Genomic DNA, 25,901 nt, shown 5'->3' on the forward strand with positions numbered 1-25,901 from the left:
GACGTCGTCCGGGCGGGCTGGGAGCGGCTCGGACCGCGCCGCGGCGGTCCGTCAGGAACGCGCCGAGCTGCGGTCGGTGACGGGCATCATGTCGGCGTGCGACAGGAGGCGGTTGATGTTGCGGTCCGCCTCCAGGGAGCCCTCGACACCGATCGCGGCACCGTCGAGGAGACGCTCGAACTCCGCCGCCTTCCCGGGGCCGTTGAGGCCGAGGGAGGACATGGGGTCGGCGTCGAGGTCACCGGTGAGGTCGACCAGGCGGACAACGATGTCATCACGCTGGAAGAGGGTGCTGCCGTACACCGGGCTGCGCGGGTCGTCCGCGGCGGCCTCGTCCTGGTGGGCGAGCAGCCGGGCGAGGTCCATGCCGCGGCCCTCCTTCGCCGGGTAGTACAGCGCGTGCCGCCGCAGTCCGGCGGGTGCCTTCGGCCCGGAGACGACGTGGTGGACGGCGGGGAGCGCGGCCCGGGTGAAGAAGACCCGCGCCGAGTCGGGGTCGCTGAGGTCCCGGTCCTGTTCGAGGTACGGGTTGATGGCCTCCTCGACCGCCCGGACCTCGGGCTGGCGGGCGACGTGTCGGAGCGCCGCGAGGAGGTCGCCCTCGACCTCGACGGCCCGTACGACCCGGTTGCCGTGCATGAAGAGGGAGGTGCGGCGCAGCCGGGTGGTGTCGTCGACCTGCGCCTCGGGCGAGGTGTAGCCGGCCAGGAGCTCGGCGACCTTGGACTCCGAGCCCGGCTTGACGGTGAAGGTGAGCGCGTGGCGTGCGACACCGTCGCCGACGCGGGCCTCCACCTGCATGCCCGCCTTCGCCGACTCCAGGGTGAGCGGCGCGTTGGGGGTGGTCTCCCGGAGGATGCTGTAGCGCATGGACCGGGTGTCCCGGACGCAGCTGTGCATCGGCCGGACGGTCTCGACGTGCTCCTCGCTGTTCACCCAGGCGAGGAAGGGCGGCGCGCTCTCCCACTCGCTGGTGATGAGCCACTGCGAGGGGTTCTCGATCGACTGGCAGAGCTGGTCACTGAGGTGACCGGGGACCGACGCGACCTGGTTGCGCATGTGCTCGTACGCGTCCAGGAACTGCTGCTGGGCTCCTTCGTACAGGTCGAGCAGCAGAATCACCCGCAGCCTGGAGCCGTCGAACGCCGACTGCGATATGCGTCCCGAGATGGTCATCCGGCGCACCTCTCCTCTTCGTCGTGGAAGTCCTTCGTCATGGAAGGCGGGGAGCGGCCTTCGTGGCCGAAACCGGGGCCGCCATGAGCCGATCGTTGACGGGACTCGCGAAGTGCGCGACTCCCGCGGGGTCGGGCGGGTGAACCGTGCGCCATCCGGGTGCTCCCGGCGGGCGGATCGATTGCCGGGGATGCACTGTGCAGGGGCAATCGCATCGCCGACCCGCGTCCCGGCACAGACCGGCGAGGACGTGTGCAGACCGGCGGAGAAACCGGCAGAGACCGGCTGACCCTGGAGGCATTCAATGAACCGCGCGGAAGAGACCGACGGCAAAAGCGACCACCACACGCCCGTCCTGATCGTCGGCGGCTCCCTGGTGGGCCTGTCCACCTCCCTGTTCCTCGGTCGTCTGGGGGTGCCGCACACCCTGGTGGAGCGCCACTCGGGCACCTCGATCCATCCCCGGGGGCGCGGGAACAACGTGCGCACCATGGAGTTGTTCCGGGTGGCCGGGGTGGAGCGGCGCATCGAGGAGGCCGCGTCGGTCCTGGCGGACAACCACGGCATCCTGCAGACACCGAGCCTGGTGGGTGACGTGGGCGAGTGGCTGTTCAAGGAGATCGACCCGGGCGGCGGACTGGCCCGCTTCAGCCCCAGCGGCTGGTGCCTGTGCAGCCAGAACGACCTGGAACCGGTCCTGCTGGAGAGCGCGCGGGCGCTCGGCGGGGATCTGCGGTTCTCGACCGAGCTGATGTCGTTCGAGCAGGGCCCCGAGGGGGTGACCGCGCAGGTCAAGAGCCGGGAGACCGGTGAGCACACCACCATCCGGGCGGACTATCTCGTCGCGGCGGACGGTCCGCGCAGCCCTGTCCGGGAGCAGCTGGGCATCGGGCAGAGCGGTCCGGGCGACCTCTTCCACAACGTGAGCATCACCTTCACCTCGCGCGCTCTCGCGGGCGTGGTCGGCGACCGGCGTTTCATCGTCTGCTACCTGACCAGCCCGGACGCCGACGGCGCCCTGCTGCCGGTCGACAACCGGGAGCGCTGGGTGTTCCACGCGCCCTGGCACCCCGAACACGGCGAGACGCTGGAGGAGTTCACCGACGAGCGGTGCCGGGAGCACATCCGGCGGGCGGTCGGTGTACCGGATCTGGACGTGGAGATCACCGGCCGGGCTCCCTGGCACGCCGCCCAGCGGGTCGCCGAACGGTACGCGGAGCGCAGGGTGTTCCTCGCCGGCGACTCGGCCCACGAGATGTCCCCCACCGGGGCCTTCGGCTCCAACACCGGTATCCAGGACGCCCACAACCTCGCCTGGAAGCTGGCCGCCGTGCTGGGCGGCTGGGCGGGGCCGGGTCTGCTGGCGTCGTACGACCTGGAACGCCGGCCGGTCGCGGAGGCGACGAGCGCCCGTGCCTCGGCGCGCTCGGTGGAGCACAGCCACCCTGGGTACACGCCCGCTCCCGGAGCCGGTGGCCCCGGCGGCCGGAAGGGCGGGATCCTCAACGTGGCCCTCGGCTACCGCTATCTCCGGGGCGCGGTCGTGGGCGCGGACGCGGCGGTGCCGGTGGTGCCCGAGGGGGTACGGCTGACGGGTGAGCCCGGGAGCCGTGCGCCGCACCTGTGGCTGAACCGCGCCGGTACCCGGATCTCCACGCTCGACCTGTACGAGGGTTCGCTGGTGCTCCTCAGTTCGGCGGGCGGCGCCGGCGGCTGGCACGACGCGGCGACGGCCGTCGCGCGGGAGCTGGCGGTGCCGCTCGACTCGTACCGGATCGGCAGCGGGCCGGACGTGGAACTGTCGTCCGCGAGCGACCTGGAGTGGGCGGAGGCCCATGGCGTCGGCGCGGACGGCGCGGTGCTGGTGCGCCCCGACGGGTTCGTGGCCTGGCGGTCCGTGGGGGCGGCGGCGGACCCCAGGGCGACGCTGCGGGAGACCCTGTCGTCGATTCTCGACCGGAGCTGACCGTTCGGTGCGGAGCCGCGCGGCTGCCTGCTCGTCCTCAGGGGCCCACCGGTTGTCGGTGAGGCCCCGGTCCAGCCGCCGACCTTCCAGCCGGGGGCCTGGGACAGCTTCTCCGGGTGGAACTCCTCCGGCACCGCCGAACCGTTCCTGGCAGCAGGGCCTCTTGGCAGCAGGCAAGGCATCCACGCCAACCGGCGCGCCAGGAGGCCCTGTTGTCGCGGTCGTACGCGCCGCCTGCGAGAAGGGGCCGCTTCGGTCGCCACCGAGGCATGCCGCGCCGTTCCGGCCGACTTACCGTCGTGCTTGACTCGTCCCATGAGCGATCTTCACATCCGCCACGCCACCCTCTCGGACATCGACGCCGTGCTGCGGTTCTGGCGCGACGCCGCGGAGGGTACGAGCATCAGCGACGACCACGACGGAGTCGCCCGGCTCATCACACGGGACCCTGAGGCCCTGCTCCTCGCGACCCGTGACGGTCTGCTCACCGGAACCGTCATAGCCGGCTTCGACGGATGGCGGTGCTCCGCCTACCGGCTGGCCGTGCACCCCGACCACCGTCGGCAGGGCATCGCCACCGCCCTCCTGGAAGCAGCGGAACAGCGTTTCGCCGCCCTGGGCGGCCGACGCGTCGACGCCATGGTGCTGGAGGCCAACGAACGGGCCCACCAGGCCTGGGCCGCCACCGGATACCACCGCGAGGACCACTGGCGACGGTGGGTGAAGCCCCTCACCGACTGAGTACTTTGCGCATCCTTTACTATTGTTGGACCAGTTGATTCTCTGAGGAAAGGTGTGAGCGTCCGCCCATGGGCGAGCCTCCCAGTAGCAACAGCACCACTCGACGTCGAGCGATCCCGCCGGCCCTGCCCGATCCTGGGACGGAGGTGAACCGATGACAGAAGTGCTCCTCCTCCTGGTCGCGATCCTGCTCTCCCTGGCCTGTGGCGCCTTCGTCGCGGCGGAGTTCTCCCTGACGACGGTCGAGCGCAGCGAGCTGGAGCGCGCGGTGGAGCGCGGCGAGCGGGGTGCCGCCGGCGCACTGAAGGCCGTACGGAACCTCACCTTCCAGCTCTCCGGCGCGCAGCTCGGCATCACGGTCACCAACCTCGTGGTCGGCATGCTCTCCGAGCCGTCGATCGCGGCGCTGATCTCGGGCCCGCTCGAGTCGCTCGGCGTGTCGGCCTCGGCGTCGTCCTCCCTTGCCCTGGTGCTCGGTACGGCGCTGTCGACCGTCTTCCTGATGGTCGTCGGCGAGCTCGTGCCCAAGAACTGGGCGATCTCCTCACCGCTGGCCTTGGCCAAGCGGGTGGCGACACCGCAGCGCCTGTTCAGCGCCGCGTTCCGGCCCTTCATCACGCACCTCAACAACACGGCGAACCGCATGGTGCGCCTCTTCGGCATCGAGCCCGCCGAGGAGCTCGCCTCAGCACGCGGCCCCCAGGAACTGGCCGCACTGGCCAGGCACTCCGCCAAGGCGGGCGCCCTGGAGCCCGACACCGCGGAACTGTTCGTACGGACCCTGAACCTCGCCGACCTCACCGCGGAGAACGTGATGACACCGCGCGTCCAGGTCGTCGCCCTCGACGCCCAGGCGACCTGCGAGGACGTGGCGAACGCGACCCGGGCGACCGGTCTGTCCCGGTTCCCCGTCTACCGCGGCAACCTGGACTCGGTCGTCGGTGTCGCACACATCAAGGACTGCCTCGCGGTGCCCGCGGAGCGTCGTCCCCGGGTGTCCGTCGCCGAACTGATGCGCGAACCGCTGCTGGTCCCCGAGTCGCTGACCGTCGACCGGCTCCTCGACCGGCTGGGCGGCAAGCGCACCATGGCCGTCGTCATCGACGAGTACGGCGGCACGGCGGGCGTGGCCACCCTGGAGGACATCGTCGAGGAGGTCGTCGGCGAGGTACGGGACGAGCACGACCCGCACGAGCTGTCCGACCTCGCCCCGGCAGGCACCGACGACGAGGGCCGCGCCCTCTACTCCGCGGACGGCGCCGCCCGCACCGACCAGCTCGCCCGCGTCGACCTCTGGCTGCCCGAGGGGCCGTACGAGACGCTCGCCGGCCTGGTGGCCACCGAGCTCGGCCGTATTCCGCGGGCCGGTGACACCGTCGAGGTGGCCGGCTGGCGCCTGGACGTGGTGGACGCCTCGGGCCGCAGGGCCGCACGCGTCCTGCTGCACGCACCGCACGCGTCGGAGGAAGCGCCAGAAGCCGAAGAAAAGAAGGAACAAACGGAAGGGGAGGCGAAGTGACCACGATCCAGCTGCTGATCGGTCTGGCGACGCTGGTCGTCAACGCCTTCTTCGTCGGCGCCGAGTTCGCGCTGATCTCCGTACGCCGCAGTCAGATCGAGCAGTACGTCACGGAAGGTGCCGGCGGAGACCGCGCCGACGGCGACCGGCGGGCGAAGAGCGTCCTGTGGGGCCTGGAGCACGTGTCCGCGCTGATGGCGGCGGCCCAGCTGGGCATCACCCTGTGCACGCTGGTCCTCGGTGTGGTCGCGGAACCGGCGATCGCGCATCTGCTGGAACCGGTGTTCCACGCGGTGGGCGTCCCCGAGAGCGCGGGTCACGCGGTGTCCTTCGTGATCGCCCTCTCCCTCGCGACGTATCTGCACATGCTGCTCGGCGAGATGGTGCCGAAGAACATCGCGCTCGCGGAACCGGTGCGCAGCGCCCTGCTGCTCGGCCCACCCCTGGTGGCCCTGGCCCGGGCCCTGAAGCCGGTGATCTTCACGATCAACGCCTTCGCGAACACGCTCCTGAAGCTGCTGCGCGTCGAGGTCAAGGACGAGGTCGCGGCGACCTTCTCGGACGCCGAGCTGGCCCGTCTGGTGCACGACTCCGGCGAGGCCGGGCTCATCGACGACCGGGCCCGGGAACGGCTGAACGACGCCCTGGAACTGGGCCGCCGACCGGTGCGTGACGTCGTGCTCCCGCTGGAGAGCGTCGTGTACGCGCGCGTGGGTGTCACTCCGGAGGAGCTGGAGCAGCTGTCGGCCGAGTCGGGCTTCTCGCGCTTCCCCGTGGTGGACGAGGAGCGCCGGATCGCCGGCTATCTGCACGTCAAGGACGCGCTGGACGCGGCACCCCGGGACGTCGCCTTCCAGGTCCAGGACATGCGTCCCATCGCGAGCGTACGGGCGGACACCCCGCTCGACGACGTGCTCACCGCGATGCGGCGCAGCCGTACGCACCTAGCGGCGGTGCAGGGCGAGGACGGGCTGCTCGCCGGGCTGGTGACGATGGAGGACGTGCTGCGCGAGCTGTTCGGACAGCCGGCGTAGAGATCGCGCGAAGAGGTCGACCGACCGCCGGGTATGTGAACGGGCTATCATCTCTGTCGCCATGCAGACGAACGCCACATACACCAGCCTTGTCGCGGTCGGCGACTCCTTCACCGAGGGCATGTCGGACCGGTTGCCGGACGGTACGTACCGGGGCTGGGCCGACCTCCTCGCGGCCCGGATGGCCGCCCGTGCCCCCGGTTTCCGCTACGCGAACCTCGCCGTGCGGGGCAAGCTGATCGGGCAGATCACCGCCGAGCAGGTGCCGGTGGCGGCGGCCATGAAAGCGGACGTGATCACCCTGGTGGGCGGTCTCAACGACACGCTCCGCCCCAAGTGCGACATGGGGCGGGTGCGTGGGCTTCTGGAGGAGGCCGTCGAGCAACTGGCGCCCGCGTGCAAGCAGCTGGTGCTGATGCGCAGCCCCGGCCGCCAGGGGCCGGTCCTGGAGCGGTTCCGGCCGCGCATGGAGGAACTGTTCGCCTGCGTCGACGACCTGGCGTCCCGGCACGGCGCCCTGGTGGTCGACCTGTACGGCGCGCCGTCGCTCAGCGACCCCCGCATGTGGGACGTCGACCGGCTGCACCTGACCGGCGAGGGCCACCGGAGGGTGGCCGAGGCGGTCTGGCAGACGCTCGGCTACGAGGCGGAGGACCCGGAGTGGCGCACCCCGGTACCGGCCACGCTGCCGCCCGGCTGGGCCGCCCGCCGGGTCGCGGACGCCCGCTTCGCACGCCAGTACCTACTGCCGTGGATAGGCCGCCGACTGACGGGCAGGTCATCGGGGGACGGCCTGCCCCCGAAGAGGGCGAATCTGTCCCCGTACGAGCACTGACCCTCAAGGCTTTTCCTCGCCCCCGCCGCCCCTACCCGTTCCATCCTTCTGGGGCTCCGCCCCAGACCCCGCTCCTCAAACGCCGGAGGGGCTGGATGACGCCGGCCGGGGCTTGATCTTTCAGCCAGTCCGGCGTTTGAGGACGAGGCCGTTCAGGCCGAAGCGGGGGTCTGGGGGCGGCAGACCCCAGTGGGGGTCCCCCCTCTGACGGAGGGACGGGTAGGGGCGGCGGGGGCGAGATCCTCGGGCCATTGAAGTGCTCTCCCGGCTGAAGCCGGGAGATTCCTGCTTACCTTGCGGCAGCGGGCTTGACGCGATTGGCGCGCCTGACGACTACCCTCCCGGCAGCCGGGACGAGCGCGAGGCCCATCCGGTACAGGTGCAGGACGTTGCGGGCCGCGTTGTGGTCGGCGTTGCCCGACCAGCCGCAGTCCGGGTTCCTGCACACGAACACGGCCTGGGACTCCCGACTCCCCAGCGTGGTGACACCGCACGCCGAGCAGCGCCGGGAGGTGCCAGGAGCGGGGACCTTGACCAGGGTGCCGCCGAGCCGGGCGGTCTTGTAGGCCAGCATGGTGACGGTGCGCCCCCACGCCTCCCCGCTGATGGAGCGGTTCAGCCCGGTCTTCTGGGCGACGTTCTTCCCCGGCTCTTCCACTGTTCCCTTGGCGGACTTGACCATGTTCGTGATGGTGAGTGCTTCGACCACGACCGTGCCGTAGGTGCGGGCGATGGCGGTGGTCGTCCGGTGCTGCCAGTCCAGGGCCCGGCGCTTGGCTTTCGCGCGCAGGTCTGCGATCTGGTCGTAGGTGTGGTGCAGCCGACGGCTGGTGCGCTCTCCAGGCTTGCGGTGCTGCTTACGCTGTGCGGCGCGCCGCTCCAGGTGCAGGAGCCTGTCCTTCTCCTTCTCCTTCTCCGTCAGCCATGCGCCGTGTTCGTACGTTTGGCCGTCCGAGAGGGCGATGGGCACGCTGACGCCCACGTCGATACCGATGTCCGGCCCCTGATGGGGATCGGGCCCGGCCTCCTGGGTCTGGACACGGAAGGCGATGTGCCAGCCGAGCGCGTCCTTGATCAGTCGGGCCCCGGTGATCCGGTTGTCCGTGTTGGTGTGCTTGCCGACCGGAAGGTCTTTGGTCCACCGGAAGCGGACCCGGCCCACCTTGGGAAGGTTGACCATGCCCCACCGGCGGTGCACGCGGACGATGTTCAGGTCGCGGCCCTGCGGAATGTCCACGGACATCACCGTGCGCAGGCGGCCCTTGAAGTCCGGGGCGTCGGCGCGGCCCTCCCAGCAGTTCTTCCACGCCCGGAAGTACGTCTTGAGCACTGCTTGCGCGGCCTGCGCGGGCAGGATGGCGAGGAAGTCGATGTCCTTGCGGGCCTGGCGGATCGCGGCGTCCGCGTTCGCGAGGGTCCGCTTCTCCTTCGGCATCATCCGCCACCACGCGTGCAGCAGGTTCCACATCGTGCGGGCCGCGTGCGCCTGGTCATCCGCCGCGCGAATCCCGGCAGGAGACAGTGCGAGTCGGGCGCGGTGCCCGAACTGCCGCTTGACCAGGGTGGCTTGGCTCACGATCGAGAATCTAGCATTGGTTTATGTCACCCCGATGGAACCCTCATCCCGATGTCAGAACCGGTCGCCATGTTGTCTACAACCTGCACGTTCACTTGGTTTTTGTCACCAAATACCGGCGGAACGCGCTCACCGACGCCATGCTGACCCGCACCGAAGAGATCATGCGGGAGGTCTGCACCGACTTCGAGGCCGAGCTGAAACAGTTCAACGGCGAACAGGACCACGTCCACCTGCTCGTGCATTACCCGCCCAAGGTCCAGCTCTCCAAGCTGGTCAACTCCCTCAAGGGCGTCAGCTCCCGCAGACTCCGCCAGGAATACGACAGCCACGTCCGCCGGTACCTGTGGGGCGGACACTTCTGGTCCGGCTCCTACTTCGCCGGATCATGCGACGGACCACCCCTGACCGACGTCAAGCAATACATCCAAAACCAGCAACGACCCGCCTGACCATCACCCCGAAAACGCAGAACACTCCGGCGCTCCGCGCCTCCGACCCAACCATGGCCTTCACCCCCGCCCTGAAGGCGGAGCACTGGCCAAGACCAGAGGTAGAATCCGTACACGTGACCGCCGCACCCGCAAAGCCCCGCATCCCGAACGTCCTCGCCGGACGTTACGCCTCCACCGAGCTCGCCACGCTCTGGTCCCCCGAGCAGAAGGTGAGGCTCGAGCGCCAGCTCTGGCTCGCCGTGCTGCGGGCACAGAAGGACCTCGGCATCGAGGTGCCCGACGCCGCCCTCGCCGACTACGAGCGGGTCCTCGACACCGTCGACCTGGCGTCCATCGCCGAGCGCGAGAAGGTCACCCGGCACGACGTGAAGGCGCGGATCGAGGAGTTCAACGACCTCGCCGGGCACGAGCACGTCCACAAGGGCATGACCTCCCGCGACCTCACCGAGAACGTGGAGCAGCTGCAGATCCGGCTCTCGCTGGAGCTGGTGCGCGACCGTACGGTGGCCGTCCTGGCGCGGCTCGGCAAGCTCGCGGGCGAGTACGGCGAGCTGGTCATGGCCGGCCGCTCGCACAACGTGGCCGCGCAGGCGACCACCCTCGGCAAGCGCTTCGCGACCGCCGCAGACGAGCTGCTCGTCGCGTACGGCCGGCTCGAGGAGCTTCTCGGCCGCTACCCGCTGCGCGGCATCAAGGGCCCGGTCGGCACGGCCCAGGACATGCTGGACCTGCTCGGCGGGGACGCGGCCAAGCTCGCGGAGCTGGAGCAGCGGATCGCCGGGCACCTGGGCTTCTCCACCGCGTTCACGTCCGTCGGTCAGGTCTATCCGCGCTCGCTGGACTACGAGGTCGTCACGGCTCTCGTCCAACTGGCGGCGGCGCCGTCGTCGACCGCCAAGACGATCCGGCTGATGGCCGGGCACGAGCTGGTGACCGAGGGCTTCAAGCCCGGCCAGGTCGGCTCGTCCGCGATGCCGCACAAGATGAACACGCGGTCCTGCGAGCGCGTCAACGGGCTCATGGTGATCCTGCGCGGCTACGCCTCGATGACGGGCGAGCTGGCGGGCGACCAGTGGAACGAGGGTGACGTGTCCTGCTCGGTGGTGCGCCGGGTGGCCCTCCCCGACGCGTTCTTCGCCCTGGACGGTCTGCTGGAGACGTTCCTGACGGTTCTCGACGAGTTCGGCGCCTTCCCGGCCGTCGTCGCGCGTGAGCTCGACCGCTACCTCCCCTTCCTCGCCACCACCAAGGTGCTGATGGGCGCGGTGCGCGCGGGCGTGGGCCGCGAGGTCGCGCACGAGGCCATCAAGGAGAACGCCGTCGCCTCCGCGCTCGCCATGCGTGAGCAGGGCACCGAGCGCAACGAGCTCCTCGACAAGCTCGCCGCCGACGAGCGCATCCCCCTGGACCGCGCGCAGCTCGACGCCCTGATGGCCGACAAGCTGTCCTTCACGGGCGCCGCCGCCGACCAGGTCGCCGTCGTCGTCGGCCGGGTCGAGGAGATCGTCAAGCAGCACCCCCAGGCCGCGGCCTACACCCCCGGAGCGATCCTCTGACCCGCTTCACCCAGGCCGAACTGGAGGCCGCCCGCGACCGTCTCGTACCTGACGTCACCGCGGACGGCCTCCATGTCCTGTTCTGCGGCATCAACCCGGGCCTGATGACCGCCGCGACGGGACACCATTTCGCCCGCCCCGGCAACCGCTTCTGGCCGGTCCTCCACCTCTCCGGGTTCACGCCGAGGCTCCTCAAGCCCGCCGAGCAGGACGAGTTGCTCTCGTACGGGCTCGGCATCACGAACGTCGTCGCCCGGGCGACCGCACGGGCCGACGAGCTGACCCCGGAGGAGTTTCGCGAGGGCGGCAGGCTGCTGGCCGCGAAGGTGACACGGCTGCGGCCCCGCTGGCTTGCGGTCGTGGGCGTGACGGCGTACCGGGCCGCCTTCGACGACCGCAAGGCCCAGGTGGGCCCACAGGAACGACGGTTCGGCGACACACGCGTGTGGGTACTGCCCAACCCGAGCGGCCTGAACGCGCACTGGACGGCGGCGACGATGGCGGAGGAGTTCGGACGGCTGAGGTCGATGGCGGCCCGGTCGTAGACGCGGTGCCCCTTCGCCCCCGCTCCTGCCGACAGCTTCTGCCAGACTCGCTCGGGCAGCTTCTTGACCTCCGTTGCCGCAGAGGCCCTGGCCCGGTTGCCGGCCGACGGTTCCGACCTCCATGAGGGGCCGCCGGGCCGGGCGGGAAGCGGGGTTGGCGACAGCTGGCGCCGGAGCACCCGTACCCCGCGCCCATCGAGGCGGATCGTGATCGCGGGGGCTGGCACGGGTGGCGGCATGACGGCCGCGCCGGCGCTGCTCCTCAGAGACCGCAAGGTTCCGCGGCCCACAGACAGTCCAGGTGACGTGGCTGAGTCGGCTGCTAGCGGCGTAAGGCGGCCCCCTGCCCCTGAGTGCAAAGCGGAGCGCCTACGGCCGATCAGTGATCACCGCCTGTAACGTGCGGACAAATGGGCGGAAATAATCTTCGCGGCCCGACCGATGACCCGTCTGGCGAGGATGTCGGCGCAAGCCCTCGTGTCTCACGTACGTGGGTGGTGGTCGCAGGTATCAGTCTGGCGCTGGCGGCATCGCTCGCACTGGCCGCCGCGCTCGGCGCGCGGCCGGGGCGAGTGGCGACCTTCGTCGGCGTACTGGTCGGGGTGAGCGGCTTCCTGGGGTCGCTCGGCCAGTTGCTGCGGGAGAGGTTCGCCGGGGTCCCTCGCTGGAAACGCGTCGCGTTCGCCGCCGGGACCGCGGGCGTCTTCATCGGCGCCGTCGTCCTCCTCCTCAGCTTCCAGGCACCGCCCCCTCCACTGCACCGGCTCACCGGTCCCCGGGATGTGGCTGTGGTCGGCTTCAAAGGCAACGGCCCCGGGCAGGACCAGCGGGTACTGGACGATGTCTCCGCCACCTTCGCCCGTGATCTGAGCAAGGTTGTCGAGGACACGACCGTGCGCGACTACGCGACGGAGTACGCTCTGCCGCTCGCCGAACTCCTGCGCCCCGACCACCACGGCCTGGAGACGCGGACAACGAAGTTCGTCCAGCAGTCCAACGCGGCGATCCTGCTCGGCGGGATCGTCACGTCCGGCGATGCCGGACAGACTCTCGTGCGGCCGGCCGTCTACGTGCGCCCGGATCAGGTGATGGACGCTCCGGAGCTCGCCGGATGGTACACGGGCGAGTCACTCCCCATGGACGCCGGCTGGCAGTCCGCGTACAGCCGCAGGGCCATGGTGTCCGAACTGGTCCGACGAGCCCGGGGTCTGACCGACTTCACCTACGCGTTGGACGCCTGGCGGCAGGGGAACGCGGTACAGGCCGACCGTGCACTCGCCCGGCTGCTGCCGGGCGGCGGCAGCCCGACGTCCGAAAGCGGAACCGGATTCGTCACTCCCGACCTAGTCCATCTCTTCCGGGGCCACACGTTGGAGGACGTCGCCCTGAAAGACCCGGACAACGTCCGCCGTTCCGAACTCGACGCCGCCCGCGACGAGTACCTGGCCATCGCGAGCTCCTCCCCGATCCGGCTGCGTGCGCAGATCAGCCTGGCCTACAACACCTATTTGCGGGCGCTGGGAGAGCATCCCCGTTGCGAACCGGGCACCGTCGGAGCGGCGGAGCTCGCGAAGGCCTCCGCGGCCTTCCGGCGACTGGCGGACGATTCCGGCTTCACACGGCTGGGCCGTCTCAAGGCTTCGTACGACCTGGCCCAGGTGGAATTCTGCCGCGTGAACGCCGAGCTCGTCGCCGACGACGGCACGATCGACCGCGCGCTGCGGCGGGTACGTACCGCCAGGCGCACGGAGGATGTCAAGGAGCTCGTGGCGCTCTCGGCGGCCCTGGCGGCCCAGCGCGAGGTGAAGTACGAACGGTACGACGCGGCGATCTCCTACCTCAGGCAGGCACTCGCGCTGGAAGCGCGCTTCGCCTCGCGCGCTTTGTGGGAAACGGAGCTGGCGGACATCGCGCTCGCGCAGTGCGATTTCGCGACCGCCGCCACCGCTCATCAGGAGTCCTTGCGCCAGCTGAGCAGTGCCATCCGTACCGGCACGGCTCCCAAGGAGCGCTACCAGACGTACCGGACGCACTACGAACATCAGCTGTCCGAAGCCCACGCGACGTGCGGGGCCGGAAGCAGCGGGTGAACCATGGAAGGTAGCTCCACGCGATGAGACATCCACAACTAGTCTGCTGGCTCGCACTGGTGTGCCTGGCCGCCACGACCGCATGCGGCTCGAGCGGCAGCCAGACGAGTCGGACTGAGGACACAGCGACCCGGGCGCGGTCCGCGAGCCCGGCCGCAGACCAGGCCATCGGCGCGCGTCCCACCAAAACGCAGAAGCCGAAGAAGAAGAAGAAGCGCAGGAAGGTGCTGGCGGGTCAGCTCGTGGCGCACCCCGGCGGCGGCGGCCGAGGCCCCGACTGTGTCTCCGACCTGCCGGAGCTGCCGTCCGAATTCGCCACCTCGTCGGCGGTCTGGCTGAGTGGCATGAACGGCCCCAAGAACGTTCCGCTCGCATTTCCTGCCGCGCTCTGCCTGCACGGCTTCTCGGAGGACCAGCCAGTCACTGTGACCCTCACAGCCGGTACCCGCAGCTACCGCACAACAGTGGTGCCGGCCTCCGGCAAGGTCTCTGTGAGCCGGTTCGAACCCCCGGAGACACTCTTCAATGGGCGCCGGCTGCGAGTGTTCGACGTAGGCGCGGGCCTGCTGGAGAGCAACGAGTGGGGCTTCGTGCCGCCTTCCCCCGCCCGCGACGCCATCGTCACGGCCGGCGCCGTCACCCTTGACGCCGAACAGGCAGGAACGAGCGCCTCGCACCGGCAGGCGGTCACCGTGGCCACCCCTCCGGGACAGGACTGGATCCCTGGCCAGAGGCACCAGTTGGTCATTTTCGGTTTCCAGCAGGACGAGGAGGTTCCGGTCGGGCTCTACCGCAGGACGAGCCAAGCCCAGACTTTCACATTGGTGCGCGAGATCGGCGCGGTGACAATGCCCCGTTCGCGGATCGCCGTGTTCACCGTCCCCGGGGCGGTCACCGTCACGGGAGACGGGTACTGCGTGTCAGCGCCACTGGACACGGTGATCAACTGCCCCGCTCCCTGAAGCGTTCCTCCGGCGAAGCCGAGGTCCGGCCCATACAGGCGGTCCCCGGCTCACCCTGGAAGCGGGTGAAATATGCGAGGACCGGAACCCTGCTCTCAAGCACGCCGTCCTGAAGTTCCTGGGCCTTGCGTCGCAGGTTGAGAAGGCAGTGCTCGCACCCTCGGGCCACGGTGGCGCCGTGGCCCGAGGGTGGGCTCGATCAGCTCGTTGATGATCTGTGGCTGGCGCATGCGGAGATTGATTCGGCAGCCAGATCCGAGCCCGCGGCGAGCCTGCCTTCACTACGACTGTGCCAGGGTATGCACGGCCGTCACGCGTCCCGGCGCCGCACGCTCCACGCCCCCGCGAGCAGCGCGGCGCCCGTCCAGAGGGCGGTCACCGCGAGGCCGGTCCAGGGGCCGAGGGAGCTGTCGGACGTCTCGTAGAGGATCACCTGGCCTGCCCGGTCGGGCAGGAAATCGGTCAGCCCGCCGGCCACGTCCCCGATCACGAACGAGACGATGAGGACGAACGGGATCAGGATGCTGAGCGTGGCCACGCCGCTGCGCAGCAGGGCGGTGAGTCCGGCCGCGAGCAGCGCCATCAGCGTGAGGTAGATGCCGCAGCCGACGACGCCACGCACCTGTTCGCCCGCCGTGAGTCCGCTTGCCGCCTCCCCCAGGCCCGCTCTCGCGGCGGCGAGTGACGCGAAGCCGGTGACCAACCCCACCAGCAGGGCCGGTACTCCGATCGCCACGATCTTCGCCGCGAACCACCGCCCGCGCTGCGGCACCGCGGCGAGGGAGAGTCGCAGTCCGCCACCGTGGAACTCGGACGAGACGGCCGTCGCGCCGAAAGCGATGGCGGCGATCTGGCCGGGCCCGGCTCCGGAGAGCGCCATGAACAACGGGTCGAACTCCGGGTCGGAGGTACTGGAGATCCCGGCGAGCGCGGAGAACCCCGTAGAGACGGCGAACACTGCCAGCAGTGCCCCGCAGAGTGAGCGGAGCGTACGGATCTTCAGCCACTCGGAGCGCAGTACGGGTGCGAACGGCATGGTCAGGCCTCCTGAGGCTGCGCTGGGGATTGCGCCGGTGACTGCTTGGCGGTGAATTCGGTCTCGGACGTGGTCAGGTCCAGGTAGGCCTGCTCCAACGTGCCTTCCTCCGCGGCCAGTTCGAGGACCGGAACGGCGGCTTCCGACGCCAGCCGCCCGATGTCCTCCACTCGCGCGTGGCTGACGGTCAGATGCCCGTCCGCGTGTTCGACGGCCTCGTATCGGTGGCGTGCGAGGGCCTCCTTGAGCAGGGCGCCCTTTGTCGTGCGCACCCGTACTCGCGGCTGTACGCGCGCGTGGATGAACTCGCGCACCGGGGTGTCGGCGAGAAGGCGGCCGCGGCCGAGGACCACGAGGTGGTCGGCGAAGGACGCTGTCTCGTTCATGAGGTGGCTGGAGACCAGGACCGTCCGGCCCTCGCCGGCCAGGCGGCGCAGCAGCTCCCGGATCCAGATGATGCCTTCGGGGTCGAGGCCGTTGGAGGGCTCGTCGAGCAGCAGCACGGGCGGATCGCCGAGGAGAGCGGCGGCGATGCCCAGGCGTTGGCGCATGCCGAGGGAGTACGTCTTCACCCGGCGCCTCGCGGCGGGGGCGAGCCCGGTCTCCTCCAGTACCTCGTCCACCCGGCGCTCCGGGATGCGGTTGCTCGTCGCCAGCACCCGCAGATGGTCACGTGCGGTACGTGAGCCGTGGGCGGCCTGGGCGTCGAGGAGGGCGCCCACGTGACGCAGTGGTTCGTCGAGCGAGGCGTAGGCGCGCCCGCCGATCGTGGCGGTGCCGGACGTCGGCCGGTCCAGGCCGAGCACGAGCCGCATCGTGGTGGACTTTCCGGCGCCGTTGGGGCCGAGGAAGCCGGTGACGCGGCCGGGCAGGACACGGAAGGTGAGGTGGTCGACGGCTCGTGTGGTGCCGTACTCCTTGGTGAGGTTCTGGACGTCGATGCTGGTCATGGGAGCAGCGTGGCGGAGCGGGTGGTCGCGCTGCCTCCCCCGCGGGTGGGAAGCGTCTCCCCCGTCCGGGGGAGGTCGTTGTCAGTGGTGGCTGTCACGATGTCGTCATGGCCCGCTTTCTGCGCCCGCTGCTGCGGGGGACGACGTACACCCGGTTACTGCACCTGTGGGTGCCGATGCTCGTCGTGTGCGTGTGGCTGTTCGTCGACATGTCGATGCCGTGGGTCCCCGCGGTGGTTCTGCTGCCGGTCGGGCTGATTCCGGCCGTGCGGCTGGGCGAGGGGGTGCAGGCGCGGCTGCTGCTGATGCCGGGCGCTCGCGAGTCGGCGATCTCCGTGGCTCCTTCGGCGAGTTGGCGGGACCGGCTGCGGACGGTGCTGTGGCTGGAGGTGCGATTGGCTCTCGGGGTGGTGGCGGCGGGGGCGAGCGTCTGGCTGCCGATGACCACCGTCGATCTCGTCCTGGCCGCGGCCGGGAACCCGCCCGAGCACAACCCGTTCGTGCCGACGGCACAGCCGGGTTGGGTGTACGCCCTGCTGTCGCCGCTGCCACTGGTCGCCTTCTACGGCGTGGCGGTCGGCCTGGGCGAGCTGGTCACCGCCGTCGCACGCGGGCTGCTCGGCCCTTCGCCCGCCGAGCGGCTGGCCGCGCTGGAGGAGCGCACCGAACAACTTCTGGAGCGCAACCGCATCGCCCATGAGCTGCACGACTCCATCGGGCACGCGCTGACGGTGGCGGTGGTGCAGGCGGGCGCGGCCCGTGCGGCGGGTGATCCCGCGTTCACCGACCGGGCGCTGGACGCCATCGAGGAGACCGGCCGGGCCGCGCTGGAGGACCTGGAGCGTGTCCTCGGCGTGCTGCGCGAGTCGGACGGGCCCGCGAGCAGACGGCCGGCCCTCACCGAGGCCGACCGTCTTCTGGAGTCCGCGCGTTTCTCCGGTGCGAAGGTCGCCATGGAGGTGACCGGTCCTCTGGACGGGGTGCCGGGCCCGGTGTCCCGCGAGGGCTACCGCATCCTCCAGGAGTCGCTCACCAATGTGCTGCGGCACGCGGGGCCCGTACCTGTCCGGGTCCGGATCGGGGTCGCGGACGACACCCTCGCCCTGGAGGTCCGCAACCCGCTCACCGCCGCGATACCCGGCCCCGACCGGGGCAGTGGCCTGCGCGGCATACGGGAGCGCGCGGCGCTGCTGGGCGGCCGTGCGCGCACGGGGCCCGACGCGGGCGACTGGCAGGTTCACGTCGAGCTGCCGCTGCGCGCTGATCTACGCTGACCGGATGCCCGTAACCGTGCTCCTGGTCGACGACGAGCCCCTCGTACGCGCGGGTCTGCGGGCCGTGCTGGAGGCTCAGCCCGATATCGAGGTCGTCGGGGAGGCGGCGGACGGGGCCGCTGTCATCCCGTTGGTCAGGCAGTTGCGGCCCGATGTGGTCGCGATGGATGTGCGGATGCCGTTGATGGACGGCATCGAGGCCACGCGCGCGGTGCTGCGGACGGTGCCGGAGCCGCCGAGAATCCTGGTGGTGACGACGTTCGAGAACGACGAGTACGTGTACGAGGCCCTGCGGGCCGGTGCCGACGGGTTTCTGCTCAAGCGCGCCCGGCCGGCCGAGATCGTGCACGCCGTGCGGCTGGTCGCCGAGGGCGAGTCGCTGCTGTTCCCGACCTCCGTACGGCGGTTGGCGGCCGAGTACGGGGACCGGGGCCGGGACAGGGGCGGGAACCGGGCCGCCCGGGTTGTTCTGGAGCGCGCGCGGCTGACCGGGCGCGAGGAGGAGGTGCTGCGGCTGATGGCCCGGGGGCTCTCCAACGCGGAGATCGCCGCTCGGCTGGTCGTCGGGGCCGAGACCGTGAAGTCGCATGTCAGCGCCTTGCTGGCGAAACTGGGGGCCCGGGATCGTACGCAGGCGGTCATCGTGGCGTACGAGTCCGGGTTCGTGGCGCCCGGATGATCCCGGCCTGCCGGAGAGATCTGGTGTGCCCGGCTCTCGCCGGGGTGCTTCGCGCCGAGTACGATCCGCCCGACACCTGCATTGAGCGCTCCGCTGGAAGCGCTGTGATGAACCCGCGGGCCGGTGGGGCATGGTCGCGCAGTTCCCCGCGCCCCTCTGGGGGCGAGGTCGCGCACCCGCCCTCACCAGGTCGGCTTGGCTGGGAGGACGTACGTTGGGGCAGCTGACCGGTGGGGATCCCTCGCTGCTGCGAAGGATCAACTCCGCGGTGGTGCTGCACGCGCTGCGTGCCACGGACTGCGCGACGCTGACCGAGATCACCCGGGTGACGGGGCTGTCCCGGCCGACCGTCGAGGGCGTGGTCGAGGGGCTGATCGAGGGCGGGCTCGTCGTCGAGAAGGCCGCGGACGAGAGTGTCGCCCGGCGGCAGGGGCGGCCCGCGCGGCGGTTCAGGTTCCGGGCGGAGGCCGGGCATCTGCTGGGGCTGGAGATCGGCTCCCATCGGGTCGCCGCGCTGCTGTCCGACCTCGACGGGCGTTTTCTGGGGTCGATCTCGAAGGACGTCGACGAGGCGGCGCCCGCCGACGAACGGCTCGAGCGGTTGCGGTCGGCGGTCGCCGAGTTGCTGCGGCGGGCCGGGGTGGCCCGTGACTCGCTGCGGGCCGTGGGTGTGGCCACACCCGGGATCGTGGAGGCGGACGGGGTCGTACGGCTGGGCACGGCGCTGCCCGAGTGGACCGGGCTGCGGCTCGGTGAGCGGCTCAGCCGGTCCTTCAAGTGCCCTGTGCTGGTGGAGAACGACGCCAACGCGGCTGCCGTCGCCGAGCACTGGAAGGGCGCGGCGATCGACTCCGACGACGTCGTGTTCGTGCTGGCCGGGCTGAGTCCGGGCGCCGGTTCGCTGATCGGCGGGCGGCTGCACCGGGGGTACGGCGGAGCGGCCGGGGAGATCGGCGCGCTGCATCTGCTGGGCCGGGGAGCGACGCCGGAGGCGCTGCTGTCGACGACGGGCGAGCCGCTGCACCCACTCGACGAGGTGGCGGTCGCCGGGGTGTTCCGCCGCGCCCGCGAGGGAGACGAGCAGGCCCGCGCGGCCGTCGACCGGTTCATCCAGCGGCTGGTCCACGACGTGGCCGCGCTCGTCCTGGCCCTCGACCCCGAACTGGTGGTCGTCGGGGGCTGGGCGGCGGGGCTGGACGGCGTACTGGAGCCGTTGCGCGACGAGCTGGCGCGCTACTGTCTGCGCCCGCCCGGCGTGGCCCTGTCGCTCCTAGGCGAGGCGGCCGTGGCGACGGGTGCGCTGCGGCTTGCTCTCGACCATGTCGATGAGCAGTTGTTCGCGGTGGAGGGGACTGTGACGGCCCGCCGCTGAGAACTCCGCAAGGGGCGCGGTTTCAAGAGCTGCGGGTCCGTCGTGGCTGGCCGCGCCCGCGCGGCGGAGCCGCAAATTGACCCAGCCCCGCGCCCCTCTGGGGCGTCAGGAAGCCCGGCGTTCCGGGCCGTGGTGGATCTCCACTCCTCCGGTGTCGCCGAAGGTCAACCGGCACGTGTCAGCGCGATAGGTCGCCACCGAGAGCGCGGCTGTGCGGCCCTGGGCGAAGAAGCGGGTCGTGACGACGAGGACGGGCGCCCCGGGGAGCCGGTCCAGCTCCTTGGCGTCGTCCGCGCGCGCCGAGCCGAGTTCCACGGCGCGGTCCTGGCCCTCCAGTTCCAGGCGCTGGAGTTCGCGCAGCACCGCACGCGCGCGCGGGGCGCCGGACGGGGCGTCTATCGCCGACAGGTCGGGCACGGACGCGGACGGCACGTAGAGCAGTTCCGCGGCGACCGGCTGGCCGTGCGAGACGCGGGAGCGACGCACGGTGTGGACGGCCTCGTCCGGGACCGTCTCCAGGGCGGCGGCCACTCCCGCGGCCGGTACGGTCAGTCCGCTGTCGACGGGCTGCCAGGCGTCGCCCGCCGCGCCCGGCCACGCGTGCTGGGCCGTGCCGACGGCGACGCCCATGCGCGGCGGGGCGACGGTCGTACCGACACCGCGGCGGCGCTGGAGCCGGCCTTCGAGTTCGAGCTGTTCCAGTGCCTGGCGGAGCGTGGCACGGGCGACGCCGAAGCGGGCCGCGAGGTCGCGCTCGTTGGGCAGGATCTCGCCCACCGTGAACTCGGAGTCCAGTGCCTCACTGAGCACGGTCTTCAGATGCCAGTACTTCGGCTCCGGCACCGTTTCCAACTGCGTGGTCCCCACGTGTCCTCCGCAATCGCCGTCGTCCAGCGGCGTTTTGATGCCCTTGTTTATTAAAGGTTGTTGCACTTTCCTGCGACCATAGGGCGGCCCTGAGGCTTGGTCAAGACCAATCAGCCTTCCTGGGGAGTGGCCAGGGAACGCACCTTGTCCGGGTTGCGGATGATGTACACGTACTGGATCCGGCCGTCCGCCACATCCATCTGGAACACGGCGTCGGGCTTGCCGCCGTCCAGGATCAGCACGGCGAAGCCGCCGTTGACCTCCAGGAAACGGAACGAGGCGTCCTTGAGGCCCTTCTCGGCGGTGCCGATGACGAATCGGCCCACGTGGTCGGCCGACTCCAGGATGCGGCGCGGCGACTTGGCCAGCCCGCCGCTGTCGGCGACGAGGCAGACGTCCGGGGCGAGGAGTTCCATGAGGCCCGCGAGATCGCCTTGTTCGGCGGCGACGAGGAAGCGCTGGGTCAGGTCGCGGCGCTGGGAGGGATCGACGTCGTAGCGCGGGCGCCGTTCGTCGACGTGCCGACGGGCACGTCCGGCGAGCTGACGCACCGCCGGTTCGGAACGGTCGAGCATGCCGGCGATCTCCGCGAACGGGTACCCGAAGGCCTCCCTCAGGACGAACACCGCGCGCTCCAGCGGCGAGAGGGACTCCATGACGACCATGACGGCGAGGGACACGGTGTCGGCGAGCACGGCCCGCTCGGCCGCGTCCGCGACGGTGCCCGTTCCGTCGGCGAGGTCGGTGACGTAGGGCTCGGGGAGCCACGGGCCGACGTACGTCTCGCCACGCGCCTTCACCTGGCGCAGCCGGTCGATGGCGAGCCGGGTGGTGACGCGCACGAGGTAGCCACGCGGTTCGCGTACGTCGGTCCGGTCGGCGCCCGACCAGCGCAGCCACGCGTCCTGGACGACGTCCTCGGCGTCGGCCACCCGGCCGAGCATGCGGTAGGCGACGCCCATCAGGACGGGCCGGTGCTCTTCGAAGACGTCGGTCACGGTGTCGGCAGTCATTGCTCCATCCCAACCCGGTTGCGAGGGGCATGTCCAGCGAGTTGAGAGCCAAGGCCCACCAGGGGCTACCGGCCAGTAGCAATTACTGACAAGCTGTCTACGCAGATACGCACATACGCAGACGCGTACGTTGAGGAGAGCCCATGTCCGCCACCGTCGCCTTCGAGGTCCACTCTCCGTACGGCCCGGAGACCGAGACCAGGACCGTGACCCTGTCGTACGCGCGCGTGGGCGCCGGCGAACCGCTTCTGCTGCTGCACGGCATCGGGCACCACCGGCAGGCATGGGACCCGGTGATCGACATCCTGGCCACCGAGCGGGAGGTGATCGCCGTCGACCTCCCCGGGTTCGGCGCGTCCCCCGCGCTGCCGGACGACTTCGTGCACGACCTGCCGACGATGACCGCCGTCTTCGGCGGCCTGTGCGACGCGCTGGGGCTGGACCGGCCGCATGTGGCGGGCAACTCGCTGGGCGGTCTGCTGGCCCTGGAACTGGGGCGCGAGAAGCGCGTACGGTCCGTCACCGCGCTCTCCCCGGCGGGATTCTGGTCGCAGGCGGAGCGGCGGTACGCGTTCGGTGTGCTGCTCGCTATGCGGCGGGCCGCGCGGAGCATGCCGCTGCCCCTGGTCGAGCGGCTGTCACGCTCGGCGGCGGGGCGGAGCGTGCTGACGAGCACCATCTACGCCCGCCCCGGCCGCCGTTCACCCGAGGCCGTCGTCGCCGAGACGCTCGCCCTGGCGAACGCCCAGCGGTTCGGCGAGACCCTCAGGAGCGGCCGGGACATCCGCTTCACGGACGACATCCCGGGCCTGCCGGTCACCGTGGCGTGGGGCACCCGGGACATGCTGCTCGTGCGCCGCCAGGGCATCCGCGCCAAGCAGACCATCCCCAAGGCCCGCCTGATACGGCTCCCCGGCTGCGGCCACGTACCGATGAACGACGACCCGGCCCTGGTCGCCCGGGTCCTCCTCGACGGCAGCCGCTGACCGGCGAGGACGCACAAGGGCCAACGCCCCTGATCCCAGGGCGCTTCCGGCGGCCTGAACGATGGCGTAGGAGCCCGTACTGACGAGCAGGGCGGTGCGGGCAGCGGCGACAGGGATGAGCCCGGAGAACAGCGTGGCGCGCTCCGCGCCGCGGCCACTGTCCCTGCTCGCGGGAGCAGTTGTTCACTCGCGGTTCGTGTGGGCGCTGCGGTGTCCCAGTAGTTGTGGCTGTGCACATTCGCCGGATCCCGTCCCCGGAGGCACGCCCATGTCAGCTTCTCCCCTGCCCGGTCGTCGCAGCGTGCTGCGCGGCTCGCTCGCCGTCTCGGCCGCACTGACCCTGCCCGCCGTCATCGGGGCCGCGGCACCCGCGTTCGCGCTGTCCGGACGGCCGAAGGCCGGCTGGGGTGTCCAGACCGGTGATGTGACCGCCGACTCGGGGCTGGTGTGGGTGCGGTCCGACCGGCCCGCCCGGATGGTCGTCGAGACGTCCGCCACCGGGTCGTTCCGCAACCCCCGCCGCTGGCACGGGCCGTTGCTCGGCGTGGACACCGACTTCACCGGTACGACGCGGCTGCGCGGGCTGCCGCCGGGCGAACAGATCCACTACCGGGTGCTGCTCGCCGACCCGGACGACCCGCGCCGCACCGGCGAGCCGGTGACCGGCACCTTCCGTACGGCACCGGTGCGGCGGCGCGACGGGGTACGGTTCCTGTGGTCGGGGGACCTGGCAGGGCAGGGCTGGGGCATCAACCCGGACCTCGGCGGCTACCGGATCTACGACGCGATGGGGAAGCTCGACCCCGACTTCTTCCTGTGCAGCGGCGACAACATCTACGCCGACGGCCCGATCGCCGCGACCGCGGCGCTGCCCGACGGCGGCACCTGGCGGAACATCACCACCGAGGAGAAGTCGAAGGTCGCCGAGACGCTCGCCGAGTTCCGCGGCAACTTCCGCTACAACCTGCTCGACGAGAACCTTCGGCAGTTCAACGCCCAGGTCCCGTCGATCATCCAGTGGGACGACCACGAGGTGCGCAACAACTGGTATCCGGGGCAGCGGATCCTTGACTCGGACACGCGCTACACCGAGAAGAGCGTCGACGTCCTCGCGGGCCGGGCCCGGCGGGCCTTCAGCGAGTACTTCCCGATCTCGACGCTCCGCCCGGGCGCCCGGGACGGCCGCGTGTACCGCGTGCTGCACCAGGGCCCGCTGCTCGACGTGTTCGTCCTCGACATGCGGACGTACCGCAACGCCAACTCCCCCGACGACCAGACCGTCGACCCGCAGGGCATCCTCGGCGGCGAGCAGTTGGAGTGGCTCAAGCGGGAACTGTCCTGCTCGCGTGCCGTGTGGAAGGTGATCGCCGCCGACATGCCGCTGGGCCTGGTCGTACCGGACGCCACCGAGGGCAGGGCCAACATCGAGGCCGTCGCGCAGGGCGACCCGGGCGCGCCCCTCGGGCGTGAGCTGCAGATCGCCGAGCTGCTGCGGTACATCAAGCACCGGCGGATCACCGGCACGGTCTGGCTGACCGCCGACGTCCACCACACCTCGGCGCAGCACTACCAGCCCTCAAGGGCCGCCTTCAGCGACTTCGAGCCGTTCTGGGAGTTCGTGTCGGGCCCGCTGAACGCCGGGGCGTTCCCCGCGAGCGCGCTCGACGGTACGTTCGGTCCGGAGCGCGTCTTCGTGAAGGCGCCGACCGCGGCGAACGTCTCGCCCGCCGGCGGCTATCAGTTCTTCGGCGAGGTCGACATCGACGGTGGCAGCGGTGAGCTGACGGTACGGCTGCGCGAGCAGGACGGGACCGTCCTGTTCACGAAGGTGTTGCAGCCGGGGCGAGTGGGGCAGTAGCACCAAGTCGGCCAGTAGTCGTACAGGAGTAAACAAAAGGGGCGGAAAGCAACTTAACCCTTCGGTCACAGTCCGTTCGTGATCACGCAACACCGTTGGCGCATGGTGATTGCATGACGCGAAAGATATCCGAGGAATCCGCTGTGACCGACGGGCGCCCCGTGCGCCACTGGCGCCAGGACGTCGTCGAGCTCGCCGCCTTGCTGCGCACATGGTGGGCAAGCCGCCACGGTCACGCACCGCCGGACGCCACCGGCGCCGCAGCCGACACCGGGATGGACCCCGGCGCGAGTGTGCTGTGGCGGATGCGGACGACGGTGAAGGACCAGCCGGGATCGCTCGCCTCGCTGTGTATCGCCCTCGCCGATCGACGTATCGACATTCTCAGCCTCCAGACGCATCCGCTGGCCCGGGGCACGGTCGACGAGTTCCTGCTGCGCGCCCCTCGTGACCTCACCGCCTCCGAGATCTCCCAGGCGGTGTCCCGGGCGGGCGGTGAGGGGACGTGGATCGAGCGGGCGGACACCCACGATCTCGTCGACGCGCCGACCCGGGTCCTGGGCCTGGCCACCCGTACGGCCCTGGATTCGGCCGAACTGCCGCTCGCGTTGCGCCAGTTGCTCGGCCGGTGCGCGATCCGGTCGCTGCCCGGCGGTGACCCGGCGGCGCTGGAGGGCGTACCGGCAGGGGGTGCGCTCGAGGAGACGGACACGGTGATGCGGCTGCGCGCGCCGGAAGGCGGAGTGATCATCGTGGAGCGGCCGTATCTGCCGTTCACCCCGACCGAGTTCGCCCGCGCGCGGGCACTGGTGGAGCTGGACGCGCGGCTCGGGCTCCGGGTCCCGCACGGCCAGGACGTGCTGACGCTGCCGCGGGGCAACGCCATCACCGTACGGCGCGCCGACGCACGCGACCTGGACGCGGCCAAGGCGCTGCACGAGCGCTGCTCACCACGCACCCTCTCGCTCCGCTACCACGGTCCGATGGGCGACGCCGACCGCTATCTGGGCCATCTGCTCAGCCCGCGTTACGGCCGTACGCTCGCCGTACAGACGGCCTCGGGGCGGATCGTCGGCCTGGGTCACCTCCTCTGGGACGGTGAGGAGACCGAGATCGCGCTGCTCGTCGAGGACGAGTGGCAGCGGCGCGGCATCGGCGGGGAACTCCTGCGCCGCCTGGTCGCGATGGCACGCGAGGCGAACTGTGAGCACGTGTACGCCGTCACGCAGTCCTCCAACACCGGCATGGTCGCCGTGATGCGTGGCCTCGGCCTGCCCCTCGACTACCAGATCGAGGAGGGCACCCTCGTCATCACGGCCCGTCTGGAGACGACCTCGGTCGGTACCCCTAGGTCGTACGACCGCAGCACACGCGGTGGCGCCGAATCGACGTGACGCCGACTGCCGTCGCG

22 protein-coding genes and 1 pseudogene are annotated in these 25,901 nt (G+C 70.9%); 17 read left to right on the forward strand and 6 right to left on the reverse strand.

What is annotated here, in order from left to right; genetic code table 11:
• Positions 1-51: 51 nt before the first annotated feature.
• Positions 52-1,176, reverse strand: a complete 1,125-nt coding sequence (locus tag PV396_RS13135) for a SchA/CurD-like domain-containing protein (protein WP_319203914.1) — start codon at positions 1,174-1,176, stop codon at positions 52-54.
• A 304-nt stretch (positions 1,177-1,480) separates the two neighbouring features.
• Between PV396_RS13135 and PV396_RS13140 the strand changes: the two genes are divergently transcribed.
• The 5 genes from PV396_RS13140 (at position 1,481) to PV396_RS13160 (ending at position 7,271) form a co-directional block, all read left to right on the forward strand.
• Positions 1,481-3,142: an FAD-dependent monooxygenase gene (locus PV396_RS13140; protein WP_319203916.1), complete on the forward strand. Its 1,662-nt coding sequence runs from the start codon at positions 1,481-1,483 to the stop codon at positions 3,140-3,142.
• A 315-nt stretch (positions 3,143-3,457) separates the two neighbouring features.
• Positions 3,458-3,883, forward strand: a complete 426-nt coding sequence (locus PV396_RS13145) for a GNAT family N-acetyltransferase (protein WP_319203918.1) — start codon at positions 3,458-3,460, stop codon at positions 3,881-3,883.
• Between the two features lie 154 nt (positions 3,884-4,037).
• Positions 4,038-5,402, forward strand: a complete 1,365-nt coding sequence (locus tag PV396_RS13150; RefSeq protein WP_319203920.1) for a hemolysin family protein — start codon at positions 4,038-4,040, stop codon at positions 5,400-5,402.
• Positions 5,399-6,436 carry a hemolysin family protein gene (locus PV396_RS13155; protein ID WP_319203922.1) on the forward strand — a complete coding sequence of 346 codons (1,038 nt, stop codon included), beginning with the start codon at positions 5,399-5,401 and terminating at the stop codon, positions 6,434-6,436. Before PV396_RS13150 ends, PV396_RS13155 begins: the two co-directional genes overlap by 4 nt.
• 61 nt (positions 6,437-6,497) lie before the next feature.
• The gene (locus PV396_RS13160; protein ID WP_319203924.1) at positions 6,498-7,271 is read left to right on the forward strand and encodes an SGNH/GDSL hydrolase family protein; all 774 of its coding nucleotides are present in this window, start codon (positions 6,498-6,500) and stop codon (positions 7,269-7,271) included.
• 289 nt (positions 7,272-7,560) lie between these two features.
• On the opposite strand, the gene PV396_RS13165 is transcribed toward PV396_RS13160, so the two are convergent.
• Positions 7,561-8,847 (reverse strand): transposase, encoded by a 1,287-nt coding sequence (locus PV396_RS13165; protein WP_319203927.1) that lies wholly within the window; start codon positions 8,845-8,847, stop codon positions 7,561-7,563.
• Positions 8,848-8,870: 23 nt separating this feature from the next.
• Between PV396_RS13165 and tnpA the strand changes: the two genes are divergently transcribed.
• The 6 genes and pseudogenes from tnpA to PV396_RS13190 all read left to right on the forward strand — a co-directional run bounded on the left by tnpA (position 8,871) and on the right by PV396_RS13190 (position 14,455).
• Positions 8,871-9,299, forward strand: coding sequence for an IS200/IS605 family transposase (gene tnpA / locus PV396_RS13170; RefSeq protein ID WP_319203929.1), 429 nt, complete (start codon positions 8,871-8,873; stop codon positions 9,297-9,299).
• Between the two features lie 116 nt (positions 9,300-9,415).
• Positions 9,416-10,858: an adenylosuccinate lyase gene (gene purB, locus PV396_RS13175; protein WP_319203931.1), complete on the forward strand. Its 1,443-nt coding sequence runs from the start codon at positions 9,416-9,418 to the stop codon at positions 10,856-10,858.
• Positions 10,855-11,403, forward strand: coding sequence for a G/U mismatch-specific DNA glycosylase (gene mug / locus PV396_RS13180; RefSeq protein WP_319204108.1), 549 nt, complete (start codon positions 10,855-10,857; stop codon positions 11,401-11,403). Before purB ends, mug begins: the two co-directional genes overlap by 4 nt.
• 161 nt (positions 11,404-11,564) lie before the next feature.
• Positions 11,565-11,691 (forward strand): annotated as a pseudogene (locus tag PV396_RS45105) (alpha/beta hydrolase); the annotation flags it as partial.
• A gap of 206 nt (positions 11,692-11,897) precedes the next feature.
• The gene (locus PV396_RS13185; protein WP_319203933.1) at positions 11,898-13,493 is read left to right on the forward strand and encodes a hypothetical protein; all 1,596 of its coding nucleotides are present in this window, start codon (positions 11,898-11,900) and stop codon (positions 13,491-13,493) included.
• 23 nt (positions 13,494-13,516) lie between these two features.
• On the forward strand, positions 13,517-14,455 hold the full coding sequence (locus PV396_RS13190) for a hypothetical protein (RefSeq protein ID WP_319203935.1): 939 nt from the start codon (positions 13,517-13,519) through the stop codon (positions 14,453-14,455).
• A gap of 310 nt (positions 14,456-14,765) precedes the next feature.
• On the opposite strand, the gene PV396_RS13195 is transcribed toward PV396_RS13190, so the two are convergent.
• Entirely contained in the window at positions 14,766-15,491 is a 726-nt protein-coding gene (locus PV396_RS13195) for an ABC transporter permease (protein ID WP_319203937.1), read from the reverse strand.
• A 2-nt stretch (positions 15,492-15,493) separates the two neighbouring features.
• The gene (locus tag PV396_RS13200; protein WP_319203939.1) at positions 15,494-16,441 is read right to left on the reverse strand and encodes an ABC transporter ATP-binding protein; all 948 of its coding nucleotides are present in this window, start codon (positions 16,439-16,441) and stop codon (positions 15,494-15,496) included.
• 107 nt (positions 16,442-16,548) lie between these two features.
• Here PV396_RS13200 and PV396_RS13205 point away from each other — a divergent pair, with 107 nt between their 5' ends.
• From PV396_RS13205 to PV396_RS13215, 3 genes are all read left to right on the forward strand, one after another.
• Positions 16,549-17,715, forward strand: a complete 1,167-nt coding sequence (locus PV396_RS13205) for a histidine kinase (protein ID WP_319203941.1) — start codon at positions 16,549-16,551, stop codon at positions 17,713-17,715.
• Between the two features lie 4 nt (positions 17,716-17,719).
• On the forward strand, positions 17,720-18,394 hold the full coding sequence (locus PV396_RS13210; protein ID WP_319203943.1) for a response regulator transcription factor: 675 nt from the start codon (positions 17,720-17,722) through the stop codon (positions 18,392-18,394).
• Between the two features lie 214 nt (positions 18,395-18,608).
• The gene (locus tag PV396_RS13215; RefSeq protein WP_319203945.1) at positions 18,609-19,766 is read left to right on the forward strand and encodes an ROK family transcriptional regulator; all 1,158 of its coding nucleotides are present in this window, start codon (positions 18,609-18,611) and stop codon (positions 19,764-19,766) included.
• A 105-nt stretch (positions 19,767-19,871) separates the two neighbouring features.
• Here PV396_RS13215 and PV396_RS13220 read toward each other — a convergent pair whose 3' ends face one another.
• Together PV396_RS13220 and PV396_RS13225 are read right to left on the reverse strand one after the other, a co-directional pair.
• Complete coding sequence (locus tag PV396_RS13220) at positions 19,872-20,633, reverse strand: GntR family transcriptional regulator (RefSeq protein ID WP_319203947.1); 762 nt, start codon at positions 20,631-20,633, stop codon at positions 19,872-19,874.
• A 110-nt stretch (positions 20,634-20,743) separates the two neighbouring features.
• Positions 20,744-21,646 (reverse strand): RNA polymerase sigma-70 factor, encoded by a 903-nt coding sequence (locus PV396_RS13225; RefSeq protein WP_319203949.1) that lies wholly within the window; start codon positions 21,644-21,646, stop codon positions 20,744-20,746.
• A 143-nt stretch (positions 21,647-21,789) separates the two neighbouring features.
• Here PV396_RS13225 and PV396_RS13230 point away from each other — a divergent pair, with 143 nt between their 5' ends.
• From PV396_RS13230 to PV396_RS13240, 3 genes are all read left to right on the forward strand, one after another.
• The gene (locus tag PV396_RS13230) at positions 21,790-22,632 is read left to right on the forward strand and encodes an alpha/beta fold hydrolase (RefSeq protein WP_319203951.1); all 843 of its coding nucleotides are present in this window, start codon (positions 21,790-21,792) and stop codon (positions 22,630-22,632) included.
• A gap of 268 nt (positions 22,633-22,900) precedes the next feature.
• The gene (locus PV396_RS13235) at positions 22,901-24,490 is read left to right on the forward strand and encodes an alkaline phosphatase D family protein (RefSeq protein ID WP_319203953.1); all 1,590 of its coding nucleotides are present in this window, start codon (positions 22,901-22,903) and stop codon (positions 24,488-24,490) included.
• Between the two features lie 113 nt (positions 24,491-24,603).
• A complete protein-coding gene (locus PV396_RS13240) occupies positions 24,604-25,884 on the forward strand; it encodes a GNAT family N-acetyltransferase (protein ID WP_319203955.1) in 1,281 nt (426 codons plus the stop codon).
• Positions 25,885-25,901: the final 17 nt, after the last annotated feature.

It is taken from the genome of Streptomyces sp. ME02-8801-2C, assembly GCF_033793965.1.
In the GTDB taxonomy this organism is placed as follows: Bacteria; Actinomycetota; Actinomycetes; order Streptomycetales; family Streptomycetaceae; genus Streptomyces.